Origin of the sequence: Rothia sp. P4278, from assembly GCF_048512945.1 — a bacterium.
Lineage (GTDB): Bacteria > Actinomycetota > Actinomycetes > Actinomycetales > Micrococcaceae > Rothia.
The window spans coordinates 558,267-582,021 of sequence record NZ_JBLXXU010000002.1 but is presented as its reverse complement, the minus strand read 5'-3'; the positions used below and the strand labels follow the sequence as shown (position 1 = coordinate 582,021).

Below are 23,755 nucleotides of genomic sequence, written 5' to 3'. Positions count from 1 at the left end.
ATGGGAACGTGTCGGCGCGCACGGTTTTGGGGCGGCTTTGGGACAGTCCGGGGCTGTATGGCTGAGCTACGCACAGGTCAGGCTGTGGATAGGGCGGTGTCATGGGTGGTCACTGCTTCACCAATTCTGCTGGAAGTGGGGTTGAACTGCCCGGCGGCTTTCTTCCACAGACCTGCCCACCACTCACCGTGCGAATTACGGCCCCTAAGGTGTAGGCACAAAGGTACCCCGATAAATGAGGAGGTAGGGCATGCCCTCGATCTATGAGATTGCGCAAGCCGCCGGCAGGTCAGGCTGGGCCAGTAGCGGTGCGGCCCAGGCCAGCGCGGGCGCACTGGATATGGCTCAGCGAGTCCGCAACTGGGCCGCTTCGCTGGCTGAGCAGGTGAGCCGTGAAGCTGTCCATGTGCACACCGCAACCGGTACAGCGCGGGTAGCGGGGCAGGTGCAGTGGACCTCCGCGGCAGGTCGTGCCTTCCAGAAAGGTCTTGAGATTGAATGTTTAGCTGGCCAACGGTTGTGGGGCGAGCTTGACCAAACAGCCCATCACATCCGGATTTCTGGTGAGATGGTTGCCCTTGAACTTGAGGCCGCTGCGACGGCGGTTAAGGCGGCGGGAGCGGCCTTAGACCTGGCGCTCAGTGGCATGGGAGTGATCGAGGACGTATTGGACGACTTCGTGGTCTACGCACAGAAGGCCGGTGTTCCTGGCCTACACGCGGAGCTGGTTCAGGCCATGAACAACCCCCTACTGGCCCAAGTGTCCACAGCCTTAGCTGGAGTAGGGAGGTAAAGCCATGAACCAGAAACTTCTTTCGCTTGGCTCAAGCATCTCGGTGGAGATGTCTGAACTCGGGCCGCTTTCTGACCAGTTGAACGGTGTTGCCGATCGGTACGATCAGACGGGGAACGCTCTACTCGGCATTACTTCCCAGGTTGCCCTGCTGGCCCCTCTGGACGCTAGCGGCAACGGGGCGCAGGCACTTACTTCTCTGGGTGTGACTTCAACGGGGCTTACTGCCCTGGTTGCGGGTACGCGCCGCTTATCCCGAGCTGTAGGCCAAGCGGCTCAGGCCTACGAGGAAGCCGAGACCTTTGCCCTAACTCTTATGGGCGGATTTACTGTTGCTGCCAATCAGGGTAAGTCTCTAGCGCTAGCCTATGGCTCTGCCTTCGGTTACACGGTTGACAGTCTCAAAATTAGGGTGATCAAGGGTGGCTTGGTTCTTAGCAGTAGTGCCCCAAAAGTTGGGTTGCCTCTCTTGGATATTTACCGGAAGACCCCCGGTGGATATTTACTCCTAGCGAGAGGGGCTTCTACCCTTAACGGTTTTGTTAATCGACTGGGTATGACCGGAAGGCTACGCGCCAAGCGGGAGATGACCGGTGACCTCTTTACCGATCAAACCGAGGCAGCAGCCTTTATGGGACCCGTTCCGATCACACCGCAGGACGTTACACACCGTTTCGGGCAGGTCAAGGAGATCGAGGAGAGAGGCGATACCTACATGGCTAGCCAGGGCTACCAGGGGGAGTGGGACCATATTGTGGTGGAGAAGCTGGTTAACCCCACCACGGGCAAAACCATGTACCTAGTGACTATTCCTGGGACAGATGGGAATCTTTTGGGGGGTAACCTCGAGGATACACTGGCTGGATTCTATAAGGGGGGTGTCAATAGTTGGCCCGGCACCGTTGGCACTGTATCCAGCAGTAACCCGCACCTTGCCCCGCAAGACTATACGGCCCTCATGTCTCTGGTGGAGAAAGCTATAGAGGACGCCGGGGTCCCCGAGGGGGCAACTATATCCTTTATGGGCTTTAGCCAGGGAGCTACCGCAGCGGCTACCCTCGCTAATAACGACACCATCAATTCCCGTTACAGGGTCAAGGGGCTGGTGACCCAGGCTGGCCCAATTGGCCACCTCAAAGTGCGCGATAGCATCCATCACGTTGATCTGCGCCATCGGGAGGATTATGTTCCTATGCTGAGTGGAGACCGCCCGGACTATAAGCCCGATGAGTCCCATGTCTACACGGCTGTGCCGGATTCAGGAGGTATTCACGGTGCACAGGAGTACCAGGAGATAGCCAGCAAGGAGCCAGAAGCCCAGCAACCGTCCCCGGAGCTTGAAGAAATCTTTGCTGGCTATGTATCGGTGAAGGCTGATATCTATTCTGGAACCACCCAGAAGCCCGATATCACCCAGGATGAGCAAAGGGCGATAGGTGCCATGGGAGCTGCCCATGGAGCGGCGGAGATCATGACGGGAGTGAGTTTAGACGTGAACCCGGCAGATCTCTATCAAGATACGGAAGATCTGGTTCAAGCTGTAGAGCATAGTCTGGGGGAGGTGAACATCGGGGGTGTAGAGATTTTTGACCCGATCCTTGAGCCACTCCATCCCAAGGAGGGAGCTAGCAAACCGCCGGTTCCTGTTCCGGATCATAAGATCAAGGTGTATGAGGCTACCTTGCAGGACCATCTGGAGAACCTGGGCGGCTTGCTTGGAGCTCCTGATATTCCGGCTACCGGGCTGGGGAGCCCCATCCAGATTTTTGAGCCTGAACTTGAACTGGTTGCCGGGTAGCTAAGCTCTGCGGAGGGGGTGCTTAGTCGCTACTTTCGATGCTCAACCCGCGCACCATGCGGGCTGTGCGAGCCTTCCCCCAGGCACCACCGCAATCAATGATGCTTCCTTCTGGCTCGAAGCCTCGTTGCTCGTAGAAACGCACTGCTTTCTGGTTACCTATGATGTACCAGAGGTAGGCCGGCTCGTCGGGGTAGAGTACCGCATCAAAGAGGGCGGCTCCCAGCCCGGTCCCCTGAACGGACTCTAGGGTGTAGAGGTGGGTAAGTTCCCGTGTGCCTTCCGGCGCTAGGGGCAGGTTCACCTCGTACTCCCAGGGCAGGGGGCCCGGGCGGGAGAGGGCAAAACCTACCGGCTTACCCCAGTCAAGAGCGGTACCGACTGTGCAAGAAGTGCCGGAAGTCGGTGTCCACTGGGGGTTCTCGTAGGCGAAAAAGGCTCGTACACCGGGGGCTACAATATTTTCAGCAAACTCCCGGTGCAGGGTTTCGGCGGCAGCTCTCTGGCGGGCACCGAACTCGGGGTCTACCAGGGTGTTATAGGTCTGGGCCAGGCACTGAAATTGCAACTCAACATAGGTGCTTCCATCCTCAGTGCCCACCGGGCTGAGGATATACCTGCCACTTACCGCAAAACCCACAGCCGCCTCCTTCCTCTTCTACCGGCGTTACCGCTCTCTCACCCTACCCAGTCTACTGCCCGGCCCAAGAAGCACTAGGCTAGAGGGGTGGCTAAACGAAGAAGAAAACCTAAGGCGACGGTAGAGGCCCCTGAGGCCCTAGTTGAGGGTAAATACCCTATTGATACCGGTATCGCTGAACTCATTGAGGATGACTACACCCCCGGTGGCTGGGTGCTAGAAATCAATGGCATGGAGTCCTCCCACATTGTGCTGGGTAAACCCCGCGAGCTAGATTTTGAGTATATGCGCTGGCTAGCGGCTGTCATTGAGCCTTTCGTGGATGCCCACTGCGATCCCGCCAAGCTCCGAATTACCCACCTGGGCGGCGGCGCCTGCTCAATGGCCCGCTACCTGGCCGATATCTACCCCCAGTCGCGTAACACCGTGGTGGAACTTGACGGCAAGTTAGCCGAGTACGTGCGTGAGTGGTTTGAACTGCCCAAGGCACCCCTGGTTAAGATTCGCGTGGGTGAAGCCCGTCAGGTCACCGAGGGGTTCGCTCCCCAGTCGCGGGACATCATCATCCGTGACGTTTTTTCGGGCTATATCACTCCTGAGCCGCTAACCACCCTTGAATTCACCCAGCTAGGCGCTCGCTCTCTAGCGCCCGGTGGGCTGTACATCATCAACTGCGGCGATGACCGTAACCTCAACGGCGCACGGGCCGAGGCTGCTGCTATCGCCCGGGTATTTGAGCACACCTGTATTGTGGCTGACCCGGCCATGCTTAAGGGCCGTCGCCGCGGCAACGTGATTATCGCCGGTTCTAATTCGCCCCTCCCCGTGGAGGGGGACCTGGTAACGGCCGCTATTAGCAAACGCCTGCTGGGTGGCGGTGTCCCCGCCCAGTACAAGGACGATGCTTGGGTCCGAGACTTTGCTCGCTCTGCCCAGCCCCGGCGGGATGGCGCCCCGAACCTGGATACGGTCCAACTAGATCGAGAGCTACGCGGGTAACGTCAAATTCTTCCCCTGGAGCAATAGTCTTGTGCTAGTGGCTCTTGGGGCAAGTCCTCACTCTTAACACTGAGGGTATCACTGATAAAAATCTACCTCACTGAGAATCATTGACTTATGGAATAGAACGCCCAGAGACTTGAAGAAACCCTTGCCCTACTTCGGGAACGAGGCTTTGATAGCACTGAGATTGAGGTCAAGGCCGCCCGGGAGGGTTTACCGCAGAATCTAGGGCAAACACTCCCCGCTTTTGCCAATATGCCCGATGGCGGGACCCTGATCCTGGGTGTCGATGACAAGAGCGGGTTTACCGCGGTTGGAGCGGATGCCACGGTAGAGACGGGCATTGCCTCCCTCGCTCGGAATGAGGCTACCCCCACTCCTTAGCTTATTAACAGCGGGGTTAAGTTTAAGGTGATTCTTTGGTTTGACCGGGCTGAGCCGCTAGCCCAGGTTGCTCCTGAATCTGCGAAGCTTGCTCCTGTAGTGTCTGCGGTAGCTGAATCGCCGGTAAGGCTGAGCAAGAATTCCCCATATATTGTTGATGCCCTAGGCCGGGGCGGTGAGCTTTCAGCACCAGAATTGGCAGAGCGCCTGGGCTTAAGCCTTGCTCAGGTGCGCTATGCTTTACGTCCCCTGTTGAAGCGCGGGGATATGGTGATGGTGGGTAGTCAGGGTAGCCATTCCACTGTGTATGCCTTAAAGAGCATGATTGGTTAGTTCTTGCAGAAATCCTGCTTGTTGAGCCCCTGATAGGTGCTTTTTTCGTGGGCTACTCGACAGCGCCGTCAAGGTAGTACCAGACCCCCTTTTCTCTGGTGAATTGGGAAACTTCGGTCTGTAGCCCGCCCACCTTCTGACTTTTGGGTGTACCCGGTGCTGACCGGTAGTAGGCGGCAAAGTGTACGGTTCCCTGGGGGTCGAAGGGCCCGCCGGTGGCTTTCAGGATATCGAGCCTGTACCACCGCAGGCTCTCATCAAGCTCTAGAGAGTGTGGCCGGGTAGTGGGGTGCCAGGTTGCCAGTAGATAGTCAGGCAGGTTGAGGGCAAAAGCAGTGAAGCGGGAGCGCATGAGAGCCTCAGGGGTGGGGGCGGTGAGGGCACCGGTCTGAGCGAATTGCCGGTGGTAGCGCTGGCAGCAGGAGCCATAGGTTTCGCCGGTCCCGCAGGGGCAACGTGTTGTGGAATCAATCATGCCCTCAATTAAAACAGGGAATAAGAAACCCCGCCCGCTCTGTATTGGGGGTGACGCAAAGAGGGGGGGCGGGGCTTAGAACTATAGGGGTTCTTGCGGGCTTAGCTGTGCATCCAACCTTCAATGATGCCCATACCGAAAAAGACCAGGAAGGCTGCCGAGACGATGTACATAATGGGGTGTACATCTTTACCGCGGCCCTGGACCAGGCGGATGAAGGTGAAGGCGATGAAGCCTGCACCGATACCGTCGGCAATGGAGTAGGTGAAAGGCATCATGATGATGGTCAGGAAGGCTGGGATACCCAGGCCCCAGTCTGTCCAATCAATGTGGATGGCCTGGCGGACCATGAGGAAGCCGACGACAACTAGCGCGGGTGCTACTGCTTCGAAAGGAACAATAGATACCAGCGGTGAGATGAAGACAGCCAGCAGGAAGAGCGCGCCGGTGACCATGTTGGCAAAGCCTGTACGGGCGCCTTCGCCGATGCCGGTTGCGGACTCCACAAAGATTTGGTGTGCGGAGCTCGATGAGCCACCACCGAGTACGGAGCCTGCCGCGTCTATGAGGAGCACCCGGTCGATGTTCCCAATCTTGCCGTCTTTATCTATGGTGCCGGCTTCAGTAGCCAGGCCTACCGAGGTTCCCATGACATCGAAGAAAACGGCGAGCAGGATGGCGAACATGAGCATGGTGGCGCCCAGGGTTCCTAGGGAGCTTGCGGAGAAAGCTCCGACCATGTCCACTGAGCCAATGAGGGAGAGGTCGGGGTGGCCTACCCACTGGGTAGGAATGCCAGGGATCATGAGTGACCAGCCGGTTGCTGAGTCAAGGGATGAGCCAGAGGGCGCTACTTTTTCTAGGATGATGGCCAGGATGGTTGAGGCAACTACACCGATGAGAATTGCGCCGCGCACGTTGCGGATGAAGAGGGCAATAGTTAGGAAGAGCCCAAAGAGGAAGACCAGGGTAGGCCAGCCGTTGAGGTGGCCGTCAGCACCGAAGGAGACGGGGACGGTGGTACCTGCGGCGTCGGGCATGCGGCGTACAATGCCGGCGTTGACCAGGCCAATGAGGGAGATGAAGAGGCCGATACCTACAACGATTGCGGTTTTAAGAGATTCGGGTACGGCGTCAAAGACTGCGCGGCGGAAGCCGGTAAGAACCAGGATTGCCATGACGATACCTGCCCAGACGACCAGGCCCATGATTTGGGGCCAGGTGAGGTTGGGGGTGGTGGCAATGGTTGATGCGAGTAGGGCGTTGACGCCCAGGCCGGCTGCCATGGCGAAGGGCTGTTTGGCCCACAGACCCATGACGATGGTGAGGATACCCGCGATAAGCGCGGTTGCGGCGGCAACTCGTTCAACGCCGAGGGTGTTGCCTGCGCCGTCCGGGGCTAGCCCCAGGATGAGAGGGTTGAGGACTACGATGTAGGCCATGGCAAAGAAGGTGGCCAGGCCGCCTCGGAGTTCGGTGGCTAGGGTTGAGCCACGTTCGGTGATTTTGAAGAAGCTGTCGATAGCGCTGGTGGTTGCGGGTTTTTGAGCCGCGGTGTTCTCAGAAGACATTCGTGAAAATCCGTAGATACTCGTGTGGGTGTGTGCCCAGAAATGAGAGAGCGCCACCGTATCGGAGACTGTGGTAGCGCTCTAATGTACCTGTCTAGTCTACGCCTTTTACACTTTCTGAGGTATCCGGGGCTGGTTTTAATCTTGCGCAGGGGGAGGGAGATGCCTGTGCCATAGTGCTTTTTACGGATGCCCTATAAGATAAGGTGTGCCTAACTATCATGAAAGGTTTACCCATGACTGATTCCGCTTACCCAGCTCTTGAGAGTTTATCTGTTCGTTCGCGCGCAGTTGTGACTACGGAGCGCCCGGCTCGGTATGCCAAGCAACTCGCTTCGCACATGGGGCATAAAATTCCGGTAGAGCAGATTGAGGGGGGCTACCGCCTAACTTTTAATCGTGACGGGAACTTCAGGGGGTATGGGGATCTTCTCGTGGGATCGGGGCAGGAGCAGGGTTGCCTGGTTCTTAAGGTGTACGCTGGGACTCCCGAGAAGTGCGAAGGTCTTGAAGGCGTTTTAGGTCGCCACCTGGAGCGGTTCGGTGAGCGTGAGGGGCTGGCGGTCAGTTTTACCCCTGAGAGCCTCAGCTGACAGATAGGTTCAGGGGTTTCACTGTGGGGCTTTGCCCGCTATCGCCTTTGGGATGTGTTGAGAGGCTGTCCCAGGGGGGGCTTGCGGGGGAGTGTATCTTGGAAGGGAACCTTTTTGATCCTGACCTGGAGGGCTATGGCTGAGAAAAATCCTGGTGACTTAGAGATCGCTCGTGACTTCCTGCGCCGGGCATCTGCTCAACTAGACCTTGACCCAGCGCTTATCAGCGAGCTAACCCCCCACTTACTTGGCTTGACCAAGAGGGTAGCGCACGGTGTGGTTCGTCCCGCTGCGCCCCTGGCGGCTTTTTTGGTGGGCTATGCTGCAGCTCAAGCCGGTTCTGGTCAGGCTGGCGCTCTATCAACACCCGATGCGATAGCCCAAGCGCTTGTGGCTATCGCCGGTATCGACGATGTGGTGGAGCAAGCTGATGGGCAGGCTTAACCGTAGCCTTGCGGCAACCCGCTATGTCTTGGGTGAAGATGGCAGCTTCACATCTAGTCGTCGAACTGAGTCGCTGACCCCCGAGGAGCCCCTAGAAATCCGTCTGGATGGGCGTGTTATCACCACCACCATGCGCACGCCGGGGCATGACCTTGAGCTGGCACATGGGTTTTTACATTCTGAGGGCATTATTCGCGGTGCAGAGGACATCAGGGCTGCCCGGTACTGTGCCGGGGCTACCGGTCCAGATGGCGCTAATACCTATAACGTACTGGATCTGACCAGTGTAGGCGCAGTCCTCGCTCCGGGCTTGGAACATGTGCGGCTGACCGTGACGAACTCAGCCTGCGGGGTGTGTGGTTCTACTTCTATTGAGTCGATTATGGGTAAGGCCAACAGGCCGATTGCGCCTGCGGTTTTGACTCCACAGCAGATACTGGATTTTCCCCAGCAGCTCCGGGAGCGGCAGGTGCTTTTTGGTAAAACCGGGGGAATTCATGGGGCGGCTGTTTTTGATTCACAGGGCAGTATGCTCGTTGCGCGCGAAGATATTGGCCGCCATAACGCTGTGGATAAGGTTATTGGCTATCTGCTTTTAAAGGGGGGGTTGGGGGAGCCAGGATCTGGGCAGAATATGAATGTGCCCGGCAAGACCCTTGTGGTTAGTTCCCGGGCTTCTTTTGAGCTGGTGCAAAAGGCTGTTTTAGCTGGTTTTTCTGCTTTAGTGGCGGTCTCTGCGCCGTCTTCATTAGCTGTTGATCTTGCCCGCCAAGCGGGCTTGACCCTCATTGCTTTCACTCGGGATAATCGCTTTACTCTCTATGCGGGGCATATAGCAGAACATAGCAGGTGAGATTCTCTGATCCCGTGTGCTCAGGGGGCTAGAATGATGCTATGGCTAAAGTGTTGAGGCAAAAGAGTAGTTCCTTGTCGGGGGCCGAGGGCGCTAACCCCACGGCCTTTGATAACCCTAAGGTAGGTCATCGAGTAAAGGTGGCGGCAGGTCCTGGGGGAGTTATCCACGCAATGCAGCATGCCATTCCTGCGCGGGGTCTCTTGCCTTTGCTGACCATGAATAAGCCCGGGGGCGTAGATTGCCCAGGCTGTGCTTGGCCTGAGCCCTATCAGAATGACATGAATCTTGTGGAGTTCTGCGAAAACGGTGCTAAGGCTATTGCGGAGGAGACCACTGCTGATCGGGCGGGGGCTGATTTTTGGGCACGCTACTCAGTGACAGAGCTACGAACTAAGACGGATTTCTGGTTGGGTAAGCAGGGGCGTATCACCGAACCTCTTCTCTATGACCGTTCCAGCGGTGATGACCACTACCGCCCCGTCTCCTGGGAGAAAGCCTTTGCCCTGATCGCTGAGCAACTCCAGCGCACTGACCCTCAAAAAGCGGTTTTTTATACCTCCGGTCGGGCCTCCAACGAGGCCGCCTATGCTTTCCAACTACTGGCCCGACGCTTGGGATCAAATAATCTCCCAGACTGCGGTAATCTCTGCCACGAATCAACGGGGGTAGCCCTTAAAGAGGTAGCGGGTCTGGGCAAGGGGTCCATCACCATGAGCGACCTTGAAACCACCGACCTGCTGATTTCTGTGGGGCAGAACCCCGGCACCAACCACCCGCGTTCGCTCACTAGCTTTAAGAAAATGAAGGAAAACGGCGGCAAGATGGTGGTGCTCAACCCCATGCCTGAAACCGGGTTGATGGCCTTTCGGGAGCCTCAGTCACCTATGGGTATGGTGGTTCCAGAGAAACTAGCCGATGAGTACCTGCAGGTACGTCTTGATGGTGACCGCGCCTTCTTCCAACAGCTCAATAAGGAGCTGATTCTGCGTGATGCCCTGGACCATGTTTTTATCGACAAGTTCACCAGCGGCTTTGAGCAGCTCAAGGAGCATCTGCTGAGCCTTGATGATGCCGAGCTTGAAGTTGGTTCAGGCATTTCTGCCGCTCAGGTGGCTCGGGTTGCTGACTTGGTGGAGCGGGCCGAGAGCGCTATTGTTTCGTGGACGCTCGGCGTTACTCAGCACCGCGAGTCGGTAGGCACCCTGCGTGAGATCATGAACTTCCTCTTCTTGACCGGTAATATCGGTAAGCCGGGCGCCGGTAGCGCACCCTTTAGGGGCCATTCCAATGTCCAGGGCAACCGGACGGTAGGTATCTGGGAGAAGATGCCTGAGCCCTTCTTGGCAGCAGTTGAAGAGCACTTCGGTTTTCCCGTTCCCCGTGAGCATGGTTTAGATACCGTTAAGGCGCTACGCCAGATGCGTGATGGTGGTAACCGGTTCTTTATGTCTCTGGGTGGAAACCTGGTGCGTGTTGCCTCCGATACCGCTACCTGTGAGAAGGCCATGAGCAGCCAGGAGATGACGGTCCACCTCTCCACCAAGCCCAACGGGTCACATGCTTGGCCCGGGGAAAAAGCCCTGATTCTGCCGGTCCGTGCTCGAACCGATGAGGATATCCAGGCCAGTGGCCCTCAGAAAGTTACCGTGGAGAATTCCTTTGGGGTTGTTTCAGCCTCCGTCGGTAAGCGTAAGGCCAACAATGACCTGAACCTGAAATCTGAGGTAGATATCATCTGCTCGGTGGGGCGCGAAACTTTTGGGGATGACTTCTGGCAGCCCATGATTGATAACTACGCTCTGATCCGTGATGCGATTGAGGCCACTGTGCCTGGTTTTGAGAACTACAATGAGCGCATAGAGAAGCCCGGGGGCTTCTACCTGCCTAATGGCCCGCGTGAGCGTGTTTTCAATACTGAGAACGGTAAGGCTTTGTTAACGGTGAACGAGACAAACGTGCTGGATCTTCCTGCCGGTCACCTTTTGCTATCAACAGTGCGCTCTCACGACCAGTTCAATTCCACCATTTACGGGCTTGACGATCGTTATCGGGGTGTTCGTCAGGGCCGCCGAGTTGTCTTTATGCACAGGGATGATATTGCTCAGCTGGGCCTGCAGGATGGCAGCCTGGTCGATATTGTTTCTGTCTGGGAGGACGGGGAGCGCCGCGCCCCTAACTTCCGCGTCATTGAGTATGATCACGCGCGCGGTTGTTGCTCTGTTTATCTTCCTGAGGGGAATGTTTTGGTCCCGCTGGATTCAGCAGCTAAAGGTTCCAATACGCCGGTTTATAAGTCTGTGCTAGTGCGCCTTGAGTCTTTAGGGCGGCAAGCAGAGGTATAGCGAGTTGGGGAGGGGGCAGACCGCTAGGTCTGCCCCTTTTCCTTTTAAAGTTCTGCTGACCGGGGTCTAGAAAATATGCGCCCCGGAATGTGATGCCCCGACTTTACTGGTATTCTTTATGCCATTTTTATGACCCTGACTAGCGCTTATGTTTCTTTTACCCCTTTTGGGGGACGGGTGCTGGGTCCTCACCCTGAGCTCCTGGCTCACTTGTCAGTTTTCGCCCTGGATTTCTGTCCCACATTATGGTGACAAAGCCTGAATGGGGGCAAAACCCTGCTTTTGACAAGCACCGATACTGGGATAATGGTTCTAAATAAAGAAGAGGGAATCGCACCTAAGAAAGATCTACCTATGTCAACCGCACTTATGACATCTACTCGTCGGGGCAAGATAATAAATCCACGAAAGCGTAAATTTCTGATTCAATTTCTGCTTTATCTATCCCCCGTCATCCTCCTAACCACTATTTTTCCGCTAGTCACCCCGCAAATTTCTGAGGTGACCCTGGGCGGTGTAGCCCTCACACAGGTGATTCTGGCAGTCTCCATTACTGTGCCCTGGATGTCCCAGAGCATCTGCCTGCCCGTCTATAAAGCTATGGACGACCTGCTGGGGGAGCGTGATCTGGAGGCTTGCACCAAAAGGTTCGCCGAATATTGGGTCTCAACCTGCCTGGCAGTAGTGCCCGCGCTCATCCTTTTCGCTCTTCCCTTTTACTTTGCTCTGCACTGGAACCTGACCGTTCTGATGGCTTTCCTGCTCCTGGGTTTCTTGAACGTCATGTTTGGGCAGCTTCTGGTTGTGGCCAATCTGCCCACCGATAGCCGTAAGGCCTGGGGCTTCTCCTGGCTGGCCTACGCCCTTGCCCTGCTGATCGCCCCCAAGATCTGGTTCCTCCCCCCTCTCATGGGTATTTTGGTCATGCTCTTTGTAATTCGCGATTACATTGGCTACCTGAGCCTCTTCAAACGGCTTTACTACCCTGTTGTTGCACGCGAGATGCTCCGTGGCTTCCTCATTGGTACCGTCCTTTGGGCAGATAAGTACATCTTCTTTATCTCCCAGGGTGGCGAACTGCAGGTTGTCACCATCTACATGGGTCTTATCCCTGCTGTTGTTGCCTATAACTATTTCTTCGCTGCTGAGGCAAAACAGGTTGACCGTGCTGTGGCAAAGCTGCGTGAGGCTATCCAGACCAGAGGTTATAGCCAGGTTCAGAGCTACTCGAAGAAGGTGGAACGCCGAGTTCTGCAGGCTACACAGCGCACCCTGCTGATGGCTGGTATCTGCTCTGTCTTCGTTGCAGTCTTCATGTTCTTCTACCTGCCAGACTCGGTTATCTTGGCTTTTAGCATCATCATGTCTTCGTGGATGTTCCTGGCTGTTGCTATCTACAGCTACCAGGTTGATTACTTGGGGTCCCATCTGATTCCTCAGGTCTTAGGTCTGGCACATTTGATTTTGTGCATGCTTGCTTTCGCCCTTATCCCGAATACCAATGGCTACTTCATCATCATGGCTGGTGAGGTCGTGCTTGTCACGATTGCCTACATAGCCTTCCGCAAGACCTGGAAACTTCCTGCCTACGACCTTTTCTGGCGGCACGCTGTCACCTGGTAGTTCTCTCCCCCTATTGATCGCTCTTCCCCAAATTGCACCTTTTAGACATTTGAAGATAGGCACCATGACTGTAGAAAACACCTACAAAGAACTTCTTAAGCCTGATTCCGGCGCGCATTACACTGACCCGAACTACCCTGATGTTGATGTGGCTATTACGATGGAGTCCACCTACCCCTATCTCAAGGGTGGGGTTTCGGCGGTTGTCCACGACATTATTACCAGCAACCCAGATCTGACGTTCGGCATCATTCACATTGCCTGGGACAGAGATTCCCCCATGAAGGACCTCTACGGGGTCCCAGAGAACGTACTCTGGGTTAAGACCATTTTCTTGAGTTTCGACGAGCACCGGGAGTCCTATTCTGATTCCGCCAAGAAGCTAGACCTGAATGCCCAGGAGCGGATTGCGGCTTCGCACGAACTCTTCGATGCCCTGTATGCGCTCACAGAAGAAGCCGATGTTAATCCTCTGTGGCGGGTCTATGACCGCATGTTCTCAGAGAAAACCCGGGAGTTTCCCGGGTGGGGGCTTCTTGGTAGCAAGGAATTTATGGAGGTGCTCTTTGAACGCCTCCCGCTCGATAACATGAGCTTTTCTGATGCTTTCTGGCTAATCCGTACCTTCTTTTCTCTTGCTTATGCGCTCCTGCATGAGCGTCTTCCCTACGCTAGGGTTTACCACGCACACACCACAGGGTACGCATCTCTCATCGGTGCTGCCGGGGCACGAGATAATGGGAGCAGCTTCCTGCTAACGGAACATAACCTCTACGTCCGTGACACCGTGAACACTCTCTTGGACCGGAATATGTCCCTCCCCGTGACTGTTCAGGATCCCGACGTTTTTGATGTTACCCCCGAAGAGCGCGCCTGGATGCTGTGGTGGATTCAGATGGGTCGTTTCTGCTACCCCAGCGCGGATCTGATTACCTACCTTTACCCCAAGGCCATTGACGAGGCTCAGGGGCTTCATGGCATCCGTGAACGCTCTATTATCTTGCCCAACGGCATGCTGATTTCTGATGTCAATGAGGCTTACGCACTCCGTCGCCATGCCCGTGAAACGATTATTCAAGAGGGCACAAACCACCTTTGGAAGTTCGTCTTTATTGCCCGTGTGGTTCCTATTAAGGGCCTGATCGACCTGATTGAGACGGTGGCGATTCTCCGTGATGAAGGCTTCAAGCTTCACATTGACTGCCTGGGCCCCACCGAACATCTTCCGTCCTATTATGAGAAGTGCCGTGAGGCTATCGCGGAGCGCGGCCTTGAAGACTACTTCACCTTCCACGGAACCGTTAATGTCCGTGAAAAGCTGGGTCTCTTTGATGCGCTGGTCATGCCCAGCTACAACGAGGGCCAGCCTATCGTTGCTTTGGAGGCGATGAGTGCTTCAATCCCCGTGATTGGTTCGGATGTGGGTGGTATGTCCCAGCTGATTGATGATGTTCTTGTCTCTGAGGATGGCTCACACGTTGAGCGTTGCGGAATTCTTACCCAGGCCGGTGACCCGCAAGGTTTCGCAGATGCACTCAAGCGGATTATGAATAGCCCGGACTTCTACGAGCAGCTATGTCTCAACGCTCGTGAACGCGTACTGCAGTTCTTCCAGCTTCACGATGTGATGGACCGTTATAACTACATCTATCGCAAGCTGGGCAAGTTGGATTATAAGCCTGGCCAAGAACACACTTCGCTGGCGGGTGTCCCCAGCGCGGTTGTTGCCGAAGGTGACCAGAACATAGATTACATTGAGGCTAATAGCTAGGAGGTGGCATGACTACGGTCAGTCGAGGATTATGGGTACGCTACGGAGGCGACCCAATTACCCGCGAACAGGTTGAATTTGCAGCTCAACATTACGCGGTGGCCTTGGTCCAACCGGGGGAGAGGGAGGCTGCACGGCAGCTCAAAGAGCTCAACCCTAATATCATCGTACTGGCCTATAAGTGCCTATCTTCAGCTCGTAGGTATGAGGAGAGCGCACCTTACACCTCCGGTGTTTCGTATTCTGAAGCTGAGGCTCAGGGGTGGTTTGCTCGTCGCCTCAACGGTGACAAGATCGAGTGGAACGGTTACTGGGGGCACTACCAGATGCGAGTTTGGGATGCCTCCTACCGGAGCCGTTGGACTCAGAACGTGGTGGAGGAGATTGCGGATTCCCCCTTTGATGGTGTTCTTGCAGATAACGATATCTACGGGGATTACTACGGTTTGAACTTCCCCCTTGAGGGCGCAGAAAGCATCGAGGTAGTCCACCGTGGCCTTGACGCGCTGATCTCAGAGGCCGGTCAGGCCCTGAACTCGCGCGGCAAAATCCTGGTTCCGAACATTGCTGAGTCCCGCAGGGATGAGGGTAAGTGGGAGCGCCATAGCGCCTACGGCGGCGGTTTTGAAGAGGTCTTCTTGGGCTGGGGGCCGAACGAGTTTTTGGATGCCAATAGCTCGGTGGCTCAGATTAAGCAGATGATGCCTAGCCCCCAGGCCAACCTTCGGAACTTCATGCAGGGGGAGCAGGCGCAGGGTGAGGGAAGGTTAACCCTGTTGCGGGCTTCCACTGATGGAGACCTGCAGCACCCCAACTTTCTGATGGCTCTTGCGGCTTTCTGGATTTTTGGTGGTGGTCAGTGGTCGGCGGTGACTGCCGGTGCCCATGATGCCCACAATGACACCCCCTGGGTTGAAGAGCTGGCCTGGGATCTTGGCCAACCGACCGGCCCCATTGAGGGTGCACTGGGTATTTATGGGCGTAGCTTTGAGAAGGGCTGGGCGGCGGTTAACCTTACTGATCAGGTGAGCCCTGCGCTGAACTTTCCCGGTAGTGGACATGCTAACGGTACGATTTCTATCCCGCCGCACCAGGGTATGTTGGTTCAGGCCCAAGACGATGGTGGCCTGATTATTGCCCGGCGTTTTGATCTGCAGTAGGGGCGCGCTTCTAGCCGTAGACCGGGAAGTTGTGGTGGCCTGCGTGAACAAGGAGCTGGGTGCGGGTGGCTACGCCCATCTTGTCGTAAATGCGGGATAGTGCATTTTTGACGGTTGAGAGTGAGTAGTGGAGTTCTTCTGCTATCTCTTGATTGGTTTTACCTAGGCAGACTAGCTTGACGATGCCCTGTTCGGTTTCTGTGAGTTCGCTCCAGGGGTCCCCCTGGGGCGGTTCTGTCATATTCATGGAGATTACCAGGCTGGCTAGCGCCCGACGGTCGATGATGGCGCGCCCCTCAATAGCTGCGGTGATGGCCTGTTTGATTTCTCGTGGCCGGGAGTTCTTGAGCAGGTAGCCGTCTACCCCGGCTTGGAGGGCTTTGCGGACGTAGTCGTAGCTATCAAAGGTGGTGATGGCGATAATTTTGGTGTCGGGGTAGGTGGCAAGGATCTGGCTGGTAGCTTGGATACCGTCCAGGCCGGGCATGTGTAGGTCCATGAGGAAGACCTGGGGGCGAGTGTTGGTTGCCAGTTCTATGGCTTCTTGCCCGCTGGTGGCTGTGCCTGCCAGGTGTAGGTCTTCTTGGCTCTCGATGTAGAGGCTGAGCAGTTCGAGAATTTCGGGGACGTCATCGGCTACGGCCACGGTTGTTGTCTTCATGCTGGGCCTTTCTTAGTCAGTAACCAGGGGTAGGTTGATGGTTAGCCGCCAGGTCTGGCCCTCTACTCCGTAGTTGATGGTTCCGCCCAGCCGGCGGATGCGTTCTTGGATCCCGACTAGCCCGTAGCCGGTGCTGGGCGAACGCTTTTTCTTGCCGGTGACAGCCGGTAGGGGGTTGCTGGTGGCGATGGTGATACCGGTGAGGTTGGGGCGGGCTGTCACCTTTATAGTGCTGCCGGGCGCAGCATATTTTTCGGCGTTAAAGCGAATCTCTTCAATAACCTTGTGCAGGGTGGGGCGTACGCCTTCGGGAATCTCTGTGCTGGCTAGGTCGATGTGAGCATCCACCGTGAAGCCCTTGCTGGTCAGGCGGGCAATGGCCTGGTTGATGGATTCTTCAAGGTTGATGGTGACCGGGGATACCTCTGGGAGTGCCGTGATGCTGTGGTCTGCCCTGGTTGCTTGAATGAGTAGGCGCATATCGGCTAGGGCCCTATGGGTTTTTTCTTGAATGGTTGTGAGTGCGGTGTCTTTAGCATCCAGGGTGGGGGCGCTGAGTGCCTGGTTGGTGCTGAGCCCAATGATGCTGATCTGCCGGGCTATGGTGTCGTGGAGTTCGCGGGCCAGTGCTCTGTTGGCTTCTGCTACCTGTTCTTGGAGTTGCTTGTATTTGCGGTCGCTGGCTGTTTTCTGTTCCCAGGCTAGGCGCAGGCTAAAAGGGAGGCCGAAGAAGATAAAGAAGAGCGAAATGGCGACGATTATTGTGTAGACCAGGCTACCAACCATGAAGCCATTGGAGAGAGCAATGCAGAGTGAGATTGCCAGGGCTAGTGCCTGCCGGGAGCTTGCCAGGAGTACTGCTAAGGGAAAACCAAACATACCCAGGAGAAAAAAGAGTTCGGATACCTGGTCGTTGAGGGTAAAGGCGGCGATAGTGATGATGCCAAAGATGTAGGCCGTGGGCAGGGCCCGGGCTGAGACACTCAGAGCGAGAGCTAGAACTAGCAGAAGGCAGTAAGCACGTACTAGAGCTTCGTCCGCTGGGGCGGTGAAAGCTAAGAAGATTTCGACAGCTAGCAGAGCAACAGTAATGATGAGAGCTGCTCTTTTGGCCTTGGGTGGGAGCCGAACCTCTTGGAGGTGCCTACCGGTTTCTAAAAGACTGTGCATCAGTAATGGCGGGAAAAATTGTTTACGCTTTCCAGCACCAGGGGAAGAGTCTAGAAATTCCCCGGTCGCACCTGATAGCTTCTGGGTCATTTGAGCTGGATACCAGAAGCCCCTGAGCGGGTGGCTCTGTGGCTGAGGCTGCGGTGGGGGCGGTGAAGGTGCTGGTCAGGGTGAGCAGGGCCAGAGCTAGGTATTTCATAGGTACTCTCTTTTTAGGTTATGTCTATCACCAGGTAATTCTATGGAGGCTCTGATGTCAAGGAGGGCAGGTGATAGTACAACCTTTATTCTTATTCCCTTGATTTCTGTTGCTCTGAATTTTTGGCGGGGCGAAGACCTAGAGCTTGAGTGCTTTATCTAGGTTGGTAATCACCATAGCCGAGGGGAACTGGTATTTTTTGTCTACGTTTTTGTAGTCGGGTAGTTTGGCGTGGGATTCCATTTCTCCGGTGGTGAGGTTGTAGCGGTAGAAGTCTGTATCGCGCCCAAAGCGGGGAATAGATTGGAAGAGGTAGGGGCCTTCAAATGCAATCAAACCGGGGGACTCAGTTTCGATGTCGTAACCTTGGAGCGTGAGTATCTTGGTGTTGTGGGCCGTTTTGAGATCAGTCCGTACAAGGTCGCCGCTTCCAGAGATCCAGTACAACCCTCCCTGGTAGATATGTCTATAAATCAGCTCACTGTTCCACATTTCATCTGTGCTACGAATTGCCCAGTCACCGTTGATATCACGTTTATCGAATATTCCGGTTCGGGTGTCATAGGAAACTAGGCTAGAGCCATCAAAATCATCAGGCCCACCCCCGTAGGGGTCTGTCACCTCTGGTTTGTAATTGTCAATGATGTAGTAGAGAACTCCATCGGCGCAGTCTAAGGAGTTTCCTGTGCTGTAGCGGCGTTCGTGTTCTATGGTGGCAACAGGATCAGGTTTAAAATCGGGGTATAGTTGCAAGATTTGTTGAGGGGCGTTAGCAGCGCCGTAGTCGCTGGTATTGGAGGTCAGGTAGGGATTGCTCCAGCCCCAGACGCTACCGTCTTCGCATTGGGCCGCGTAGCCAATGTAGTGTTCGAGTGGGTGGACGGTGCGCTTGTTGCCCTGGGTAACGATAATATCCCAGAGATAGCCTGAGCCGTCATCTTCGCTTCCTTGGTTTGCTAGGGCAATCATGCCTCCTCCCCGGTCTTGGGGGATACCGAACATGAGCGGAATTCGGGGTGCTTGGTGGTCCTGGTGTTCAGCGGTGGCGAGGCCCTTGGGGGTGAGAGCGTAATCGGTTTGGTAGTCGGTGTAGTAGAGGGTCTGGTCTCGGTAAGTGAGCCTGGAGTGCTCCATGCCATCGGTGGCGACATCTGTCCAGGTCTTGGTGTCTGGGTTGTAGAAGAGGATGCTACCGCCGGGGTTATTCTCAAGCCCCCCGGCGGAGTGGTAGTCGGTTGACATGGAGTAGGCGATGACGCTGTTGGCTAGTTGCTCTTCAGGTGGGGTGGTGCTGATTTGTTGGTTGCTGTGGGTGCAGGCAGTAAGAAGGAGGAGGGCGGCGGCTAGCGATGCGGTAGATGACTTTTTCATGGCTGTACCTTGTAGAAGTGGCGGTGCGTGGGCACCTTAATCCAGGTGCCCACGCACTGTTGATGAGAAATGCGGAGTCTAGGAGCGGGTCTCGTACCAGGTGGTCCAGTGGGATTTAGCAATATCTGCCGGGTAGACTCCGGGGCCACCGTTAGAGTCTAAATCTACGTTGGGATCTGTTGATTTATAAGCCGCCCAGACCAGTTGGGAGCAGTTATACCTACCGCGCCTTACCCATAGCTACTTTTCTTGCTCATCCACCTGAGTTGAGGTCTGCTTGCCCTGCCTGAGAGGAGCTGGCAGTTTCGTGTGGAAAGGTATTGGTGCTGTAGCTTCGGGACTCATCTGCAACCCGCTGGGCGGCTTGCTCCAGGGTGAGGCCCTGCTCCTGGGCATATTCCTGAAGCCCCTCCAACATCTCAGCGCGGATAGCCTGGTCGTTGGCCTCTGCCCCTACCGAGGTAACAATATAATCAAGGTTCTGCTCAAAGGTGGTTTCTGCCCCTGCTGGTGCTATCCTCGACACGCAGGTGAGGGTAAGTGCGGTCAGGGCAAATAAGCCGATAGCTTTCTTCTTGAAGGCTGGCATGAGAGTCATCTCCTAGGGGAGTGCTGCAGTTTTCGGATTACAGAAAAGAGATAGTTTCTGTAATCTGGAATATACTCCTTTGACTGTGGGATTCAATACATTGTGTGAAACATAGTACTTAAGTCCTGACTTTTCAGATCCCTCTTGATGTTCTGCCCACATGCGAGCAAGGACAGTAAGGAGTGTGTCTTGAAAACTTCGACAAGGGCAGTTGCTCAGTGCTCACACTTTAGTACATATGTCTTCCTGAAAAGCGCTCAAGCTGAATTGACGGCTTATAAGGTTAACCTAACCCAGCCCCCAGCGGTAGACTAATGGGTAATTGTGAAAAACGTCCTCAGCCGGTCAAGTCCACAGCCACCGGCGCCGAAAGGAAAACCCGTGTCCTCAGCCCCCCGCGCCCTCCGTGTTGCCGTCATCGGCGCAGGCCCCGCCGGTATCTATGCCGCCGACATCCTCACCAAGTCCGAAGAAGTCCGCTCAGGCGATGTCCCCGTAGCCATCGACATCTTCGACCGCTACCCGGCCCCCTTCGGCCTAATCCGCTACGGAGTAGCCCCCGACCACCCCCGCATCAAGGGCATTATCAAAGCCCTGCACAAGGTACTAGACCGCGGCGACATCCGCTTCTTTGGCAACGTAGACTACGGCACCGACGTGACCCTGGCAGACCTAGGCAAGCACTACGACGCCATCATTTTCGCCACCGGTGCCATCAAGGACGCCTCCCTGAACATCCCCGGTGTTGAGCTGGATGGCTCCTACGGTGCCTCCGACTTCGTCTGCTGGTACGACGGTCACCCCGACTACCCCCGCACCTGGCCCCTAGAAGCCAAAGAAATCGCTGTGCTCGGTAACGGCAACGTGGCTTTGGACGTTGCCCGCGTGCTCTCCAAGCACGCCGACGACCTGCTGGTTACCGAAATCCCCGACAACGTCTATCAGGGCCTTAAAGCCTCACCCGTCACCGACGTTCACGTCTTTGGTCGCCGCGGCCCCGCCCAGATCAAATTCACCCCCCTGGAACTGCGCGAACTAGCCCACTCCCGAGATGTAGACATCGTGCTCTACGAAGAAGACTTCCAGTTCGATGACGCCTCCCGCCAAGCCATGGAAACCAACGCCCAGACCAAGGTTATGATGAAGACCCTCAAGGGCTGGCTAGAGGAGCAGAAGGAAAACCCCGGCACCGCCTCCCGCCGCCTGCACCTGCACTTTTTGCAGGCACCTTCAGAGATCCTGGGTGAGGACGGTAAGGTCACCGGTATTCGTATGGAACGCACCCAGCTCAACGGCAACGGTGGTGTCACCGGCACCGGCGAGTTCATCGACTACCCAGTCCAGGCCGTCTACCGCGCCATCGGCTACTTCGGCTCAGAACTACCCGAGGTAGGCTACGACTCCGAACGCGGCGTAATCACCAACCGAGAGGGTCGCGTCATTGACGACAGCGATGTGCCCGTCCCCGGCCTCTACGCCACCGGCTGGATTAAGCGCGGCCCGGTTGGCCTGATCGGCTCCACCAAGTCCGACGCCCTCGAAACCGTCACCCACCTGCTTGAGGACCGCGAGAACCTTTATACTGCAGAAGCTACAGACCCCGCCGACATTGAGAACTTCCTCAAGGGCAAGGGCATCCGCTACACCACCTGGGAAGGCTGGTACCGCCTGGACGACCACGAAAAGGCCCTGGGTGCAGCGGCAACCGATGCCGCCGGTGAGCCTCGCGCCCGCATTAAGGTGGTAGACCGCGAAGAAATGACCGCCATCTCTCGCGCAGAGTAAAACCGGGTGTGCCCTCTCCAATCAGTTCCCTTGGCCCCTGGAGAGGGCACCCCTAGGCCTTCACTATCAAGAGGGTCTAGCCCCAAAGACACGCCCGGAGGATATTTTGTGGCTACTTCAGCCCTGAGCAGGTAACAGTACCTAAGATAAACCTTGTGCTACGTTCTTCCCGAATCAACCCTCAGCGCAGTGTTTTTTACGGTTTCCTCTCTGTAATCCTGATGGGCACTGTTCTCCTGCTCCTGCCTATCTCCCACCTGGACCCTTCTTCCACCAGGGTCATTGATAATCTTTTCACCGCTGTATCAGCAACCTGCGTGACCGGACTTTCAACCGTGGATACCCCCAACTACTGGTCAAACACGGGTTTAGTCATCATCCTGATCTTGATTCAGGTGGGCGGCCTGGGGGTTATGACCCTGGCAACGGCTATTGGTGCATCACTCCAGGGCAGGCATCTAGCATTCAGCGCCAAGCTCAGAGCCTCTGCAGAAGTGCGAGGCAACGGCCTCTTCAACATGCGCAAAGCCGTGCTTGGCATCGTTAAAACATCCCTGCTTTTTGAAGCCTGCGGTGCCCTTGCCCTGACCCTACGCTTTCACTGGGGTTACGATATGCCCCTAGGGCAGGCAACCTGGTACGGAGTCTTTCACGCGGTATCCGCTTTCAATAACGCAGGCTTTGCCCTCTACTCCGATAGCTTGATGGGTTTTAACCATGACCCCTTCATTCTTCTACCCATTAGCTTTCTGATTATCCTGGGTGGCCTGGGGTTTCCCGTGCTCATGCAACTACGCCGTTACGGCTCTAACAGGCGGCTGTGGCGTATGGGAACCAAGCTTGTTATCTATGGGACGCTTCTGCTTTTGAGCGTAGGCACCCTTGGGTTCGCTATCCTGGAATGGAACAACCCGGGCACTTTAGGCCCTATGAGTGCCTCCCAAAAAATTCTCAATAGCTTCGCTCAATCTGTTTCTACCCGAACAGCAGGCTTTAGCAACCTGGATATAGCCCAGTTCCACCCGGCAACAACCATGTTCGTTGACCTATGGATGTTCATCGGGGGAGGGCCAGCAGGAACAGCCGGCGGCATCAAAATTACAACCTTCGGTGTGCTTTTCTTTTTGATGCTTGCGGAAATCCGTGGCCAGGGTGCAGTAAACATCTTCGGTAAGCGTCTATCACGTTCGGTTCATCGTGAAGCAACCACGGTGCTCCTGTTAGGTTGTGCTTTTGTCTTTATCAGTATTTTTGCCCTGGCGCTCATCACAGATTTTACCAGCGACCAGCTCACCTTTGAAGCTATCTCCGCTTTCGCTACGGTGGGCCTGAGCACCGGGATCACCCCCATGATGCCAGATGCCGGCAAGGTTATTCTGATCGTTCTTATGGTCATAGGCCGGGTGGGTCCAGTTACCGCAGCTGCCGCCTTCGCCTACCGCCGTAAACCCGTCAACTATGAGTTCCCCAAAGAAAGGCCCATCATTGGTTAGCAAGAAGAAACTCTCCTTTTTTAGCCCAGAGCTGGTCAGCGAGCGTAAATCGGTAGCTGTCATAGGTCTGGGGCGTTTTGGCCAGTCGGTAGCCTTAGAACTTATGGAAGACGGTGCCGAGGTACTGGGTATTGATAGTGACCCCGGCGTTGTTCAGCAGTTGAACGGCCGGCTCAGTCACGTTGTGCGAGCCGATGCCACCCAAGAAGAAGCCCTAGAGCAGCTCGACATCTTAGATTTTGATCGAATTGTTGTGGCTATTGGCAACCACCTGGAATCCAGTATTTTGGTCACTTCTTACTTAATCCGGCAAGGGGTCAAAAATATCTGGGCCAAGGCCGTCTCAGATCAGCACGGTATTATTCTGCAGCAGCTAGGGGTAGAAAAAGTCGTTTTCCCTGAACGTGACATGGGTAAACGCGTTGCCCACCTGCTCCAGGGGAGCCTGAAAGAATACATCCAAATTGATAGCAACTGCGTAGCGGTTTTATCTGCAGCTCCACAAGGCTTTGTCGGTAAAGAGATCTATACTAGGTCCCTGCTTAAGGAGCACGGGATCGCAGTTACTGCCGTCAGAGACTCAAAAGGAACCTGGCACCATTTACCCGATAATTTCCCGGTTGAGTCCAACGACACGATCCTTTTTTCTGGGACGCCCCAGGCCGTTGAACAGTTCGCTCGGAACTATCTGCAGTAAAAGGT

23 protein-coding genes are annotated in these 23,755 nt (G+C 55.6%); 15 read left to right on the top strand and 8 right to left on the bottom strand.

Features of this window, described 5'->3' with window-relative positions; translation table 11 throughout:
• The first annotated feature begins 250 nt into the window (after nt 1–250).
• Nucleotides 251–793, top strand: coding sequence for a hypothetical protein (locus tag ACN085_RS06755; RefSeq protein ID WP_419104098.1), 543 nt, complete (start codon nt 251–253; stop codon nt 791–793).
• Between the two features lie 4 nt (nt 794–797).
• Nucleotides 798–2,591, top strand: a complete 1,794-nt coding sequence (locus ACN085_RS06750) for a WXG100 family type VII secretion target (RefSeq protein WP_419098928.1) — start codon at nt 798–800, stop codon at nt 2,589–2,591.
• A 22-nt stretch (nt 2,592–2,613) separates the two neighbouring features.
• Here the strand turns inward: ACN085_RS06750 and ACN085_RS06745 are convergent, their stop codons facing one another.
• Nucleotides 2,614–3,231: a GNAT family N-acetyltransferase gene (locus tag ACN085_RS06745; RefSeq protein WP_419111000.1), complete on the bottom strand. Its 618-nt coding sequence runs from the start codon at nt 3,229–3,231 to the stop codon at nt 2,614–2,616.
• A gap of 87 nt (nt 3,232–3,318) precedes the next feature.
• On the opposite strand from ACN085_RS06745, the gene ACN085_RS06740 reads away from it, so the two are divergent.
• From ACN085_RS06740 to ACN085_RS06730, 3 genes are all read left to right on the top strand, one after another.
• Nucleotides 3,319–4,230: a spermidine synthase gene (locus ACN085_RS06740; RefSeq protein ID WP_419104100.1), complete on the top strand. Its 912-nt coding sequence runs from the start codon at nt 3,319–3,321 to the stop codon at nt 4,228–4,230.
• Nucleotides 4,231–4,419: 189 nt separating this feature from the next.
• Nucleotides 4,420–4,617, top strand: coding sequence for an RNA-binding domain-containing protein (locus ACN085_RS06735; protein ID WP_419111052.1), 198 nt, complete (start codon nt 4,420–4,422; stop codon nt 4,615–4,617).
• Between the two features lie 27 nt (nt 4,618–4,644).
• Complete coding sequence (locus ACN085_RS06730; protein WP_419110999.1) at nt 4,645–4,950, top strand: winged helix-turn-helix domain-containing protein; 306 nt, start codon at nt 4,645–4,647, stop codon at nt 4,948–4,950.
• Between the two features lie 52 nt (nt 4,951–5,002).
• On the opposite strand, the gene ACN085_RS06725 is transcribed toward ACN085_RS06730, so the two are convergent.
• Nucleotides 5,003–5,425, bottom strand: a complete 423-nt coding sequence (locus ACN085_RS06725; protein WP_419104102.1) for a YchJ family protein — start codon at nt 5,423–5,425, stop codon at nt 5,003–5,005.
• Nucleotides 5,426–5,526: 101 nt separating this feature from the next.
• The gene (locus ACN085_RS06720) at nt 5,527–6,996 is read right to left on the bottom strand and encodes an NCS2 family permease (protein WP_419110998.1); all 1,470 of its coding nucleotides are present in this window, start codon (nt 6,994–6,996) and stop codon (nt 5,527–5,529) included.
• A gap of 236 nt (nt 6,997–7,232) precedes the next feature.
• Between ACN085_RS06720 and ACN085_RS06715 the strand changes: the two genes are divergently transcribed.
• From ACN085_RS06715 to ACN085_RS06685, 7 genes are all read left to right on the top strand, one after another.
• Nucleotides 7,233–7,589, top strand: a complete 357-nt coding sequence (locus ACN085_RS06715; RefSeq protein ID WP_419110997.1) for a DUF2218 domain-containing protein — start codon at nt 7,233–7,235, stop codon at nt 7,587–7,589.
• A 135-nt stretch (nt 7,590–7,724) separates the two neighbouring features.
• Complete coding sequence (locus ACN085_RS06710; RefSeq protein ID WP_419110996.1) at nt 7,725–8,033, top strand: DUF6457 domain-containing protein; 309 nt, start codon at nt 7,725–7,727, stop codon at nt 8,031–8,033.
• A complete protein-coding gene (gene fdhD, locus ACN085_RS06705) occupies nt 8,020–8,886 on the top strand; it encodes a formate dehydrogenase accessory sulfurtransferase FdhD (protein ID WP_419110995.1) in 867 nt (288 codons plus the stop codon). Before ACN085_RS06710 ends, fdhD begins: the two co-directional genes overlap by 14 nt.
• Before the next feature lie 41 nt (nt 8,887–8,927).
• Nucleotides 8,928–11,231, top strand: a complete 2,304-nt coding sequence (locus tag ACN085_RS06700) for an FdhF/YdeP family oxidoreductase (RefSeq protein ID WP_419110994.1) — start codon at nt 8,928–8,930, stop codon at nt 11,229–11,231.
• Between the two features lie 354 nt (nt 11,232–11,585).
• On the top strand, nt 11,586–12,854 hold the full coding sequence (locus ACN085_RS06695; protein ID WP_419098937.1) for a hypothetical protein: 1,269 nt from the start codon (nt 11,586–11,588) through the stop codon (nt 12,852–12,854).
• A gap of 64 nt (nt 12,855–12,918) precedes the next feature.
• Complete coding sequence (gene pelF, locus ACN085_RS06690; protein ID WP_419110993.1) at nt 12,919–14,625, top strand: GT4 family glycosyltransferase PelF; 1,707 nt, start codon at nt 12,919–12,921, stop codon at nt 14,623–14,625.
• A gap of 8 nt (nt 14,626–14,633) precedes the next feature.
• Nucleotides 14,634–15,785 (top strand): putative glycoside hydrolase, encoded by a 1,152-nt coding sequence (locus ACN085_RS06685; RefSeq protein WP_419110992.1) that lies wholly within the window; start codon nt 14,634–14,636, stop codon nt 15,783–15,785.
• Nucleotides 15,786–15,795: 10 nt separating this feature from the next.
• On the opposite strand, the gene ACN085_RS06680 is transcribed toward ACN085_RS06685, so the two are convergent.
• From ACN085_RS06680 to ACN085_RS06660, 5 genes are all read right to left on the bottom strand, one after another.
• On the bottom strand, nt 15,796–16,446 hold the full coding sequence (locus ACN085_RS06680; protein WP_419110991.1) for a response regulator transcription factor: 651 nt from the start codon (nt 16,444–16,446) through the stop codon (nt 15,796–15,798).
• A 12-nt stretch (nt 16,447–16,458) separates the two neighbouring features.
• Nucleotides 16,459–17,616: a sensor histidine kinase gene (locus ACN085_RS06675; RefSeq protein WP_419110990.1), complete on the bottom strand. Its 1,158-nt coding sequence runs from the start codon at nt 17,614–17,616 to the stop codon at nt 16,459–16,461.
• A gap of 22 nt (nt 17,617–17,638) precedes the next feature.
• On the bottom strand, nt 17,639–17,815 hold the full coding sequence (locus ACN085_RS06670) for a hypothetical protein (protein WP_419110989.1): 177 nt from the start codon (nt 17,813–17,815) through the stop codon (nt 17,639–17,641).
• 138 nt (nt 17,816–17,953) lie between these two features.
• The gene (locus ACN085_RS06665) at nt 17,954–19,186 is read right to left on the bottom strand and encodes a hypothetical protein (protein WP_419110988.1); all 1,233 of its coding nucleotides are present in this window, start codon (nt 19,184–19,186) and stop codon (nt 17,954–17,956) included.
• Nucleotides 19,187–19,439: 253 nt separating this feature from the next.
• On the bottom strand, nt 19,440–19,784 hold the full coding sequence (locus ACN085_RS06660) for a hypothetical protein (RefSeq protein WP_419110987.1): 345 nt from the start codon (nt 19,782–19,784) through the stop codon (nt 19,440–19,442).
• A gap of 372 nt (nt 19,785–20,156) precedes the next feature.
• On the opposite strand from ACN085_RS06660, the gene ACN085_RS06655 reads away from it, so the two are divergent.
• The 3 genes from ACN085_RS06655 to ACN085_RS06645 all read left to right on the top strand — a co-directional run bounded on the left by ACN085_RS06655 (nt 20,157) and on the right by ACN085_RS06645 (nt 23,750).
• Nucleotides 20,157–21,560, top strand: a complete 1,404-nt coding sequence (locus ACN085_RS06655; protein ID WP_419110986.1) for an FAD-dependent oxidoreductase — start codon at nt 20,157–20,159, stop codon at nt 21,558–21,560.
• Nucleotides 21,561–21,715: 155 nt separating this feature from the next.
• The gene (locus ACN085_RS06650; RefSeq protein ID WP_419110985.1) at nt 21,716–23,053 is read left to right on the top strand and encodes a TrkH family potassium uptake protein; all 1,338 of its coding nucleotides are present in this window, start codon (nt 21,716–21,718) and stop codon (nt 23,051–23,053) included.
• The gene (locus tag ACN085_RS06645; RefSeq protein ID WP_419098947.1) at nt 23,046–23,750 is read left to right on the top strand and encodes a potassium channel family protein; all 705 of its coding nucleotides are present in this window, start codon (nt 23,046–23,048) and stop codon (nt 23,748–23,750) included. Before ACN085_RS06650 ends, ACN085_RS06645 begins: the two co-directional genes overlap by 8 nt.
• Nucleotides 23,751–23,755: the final 5 nt, after the last annotated feature.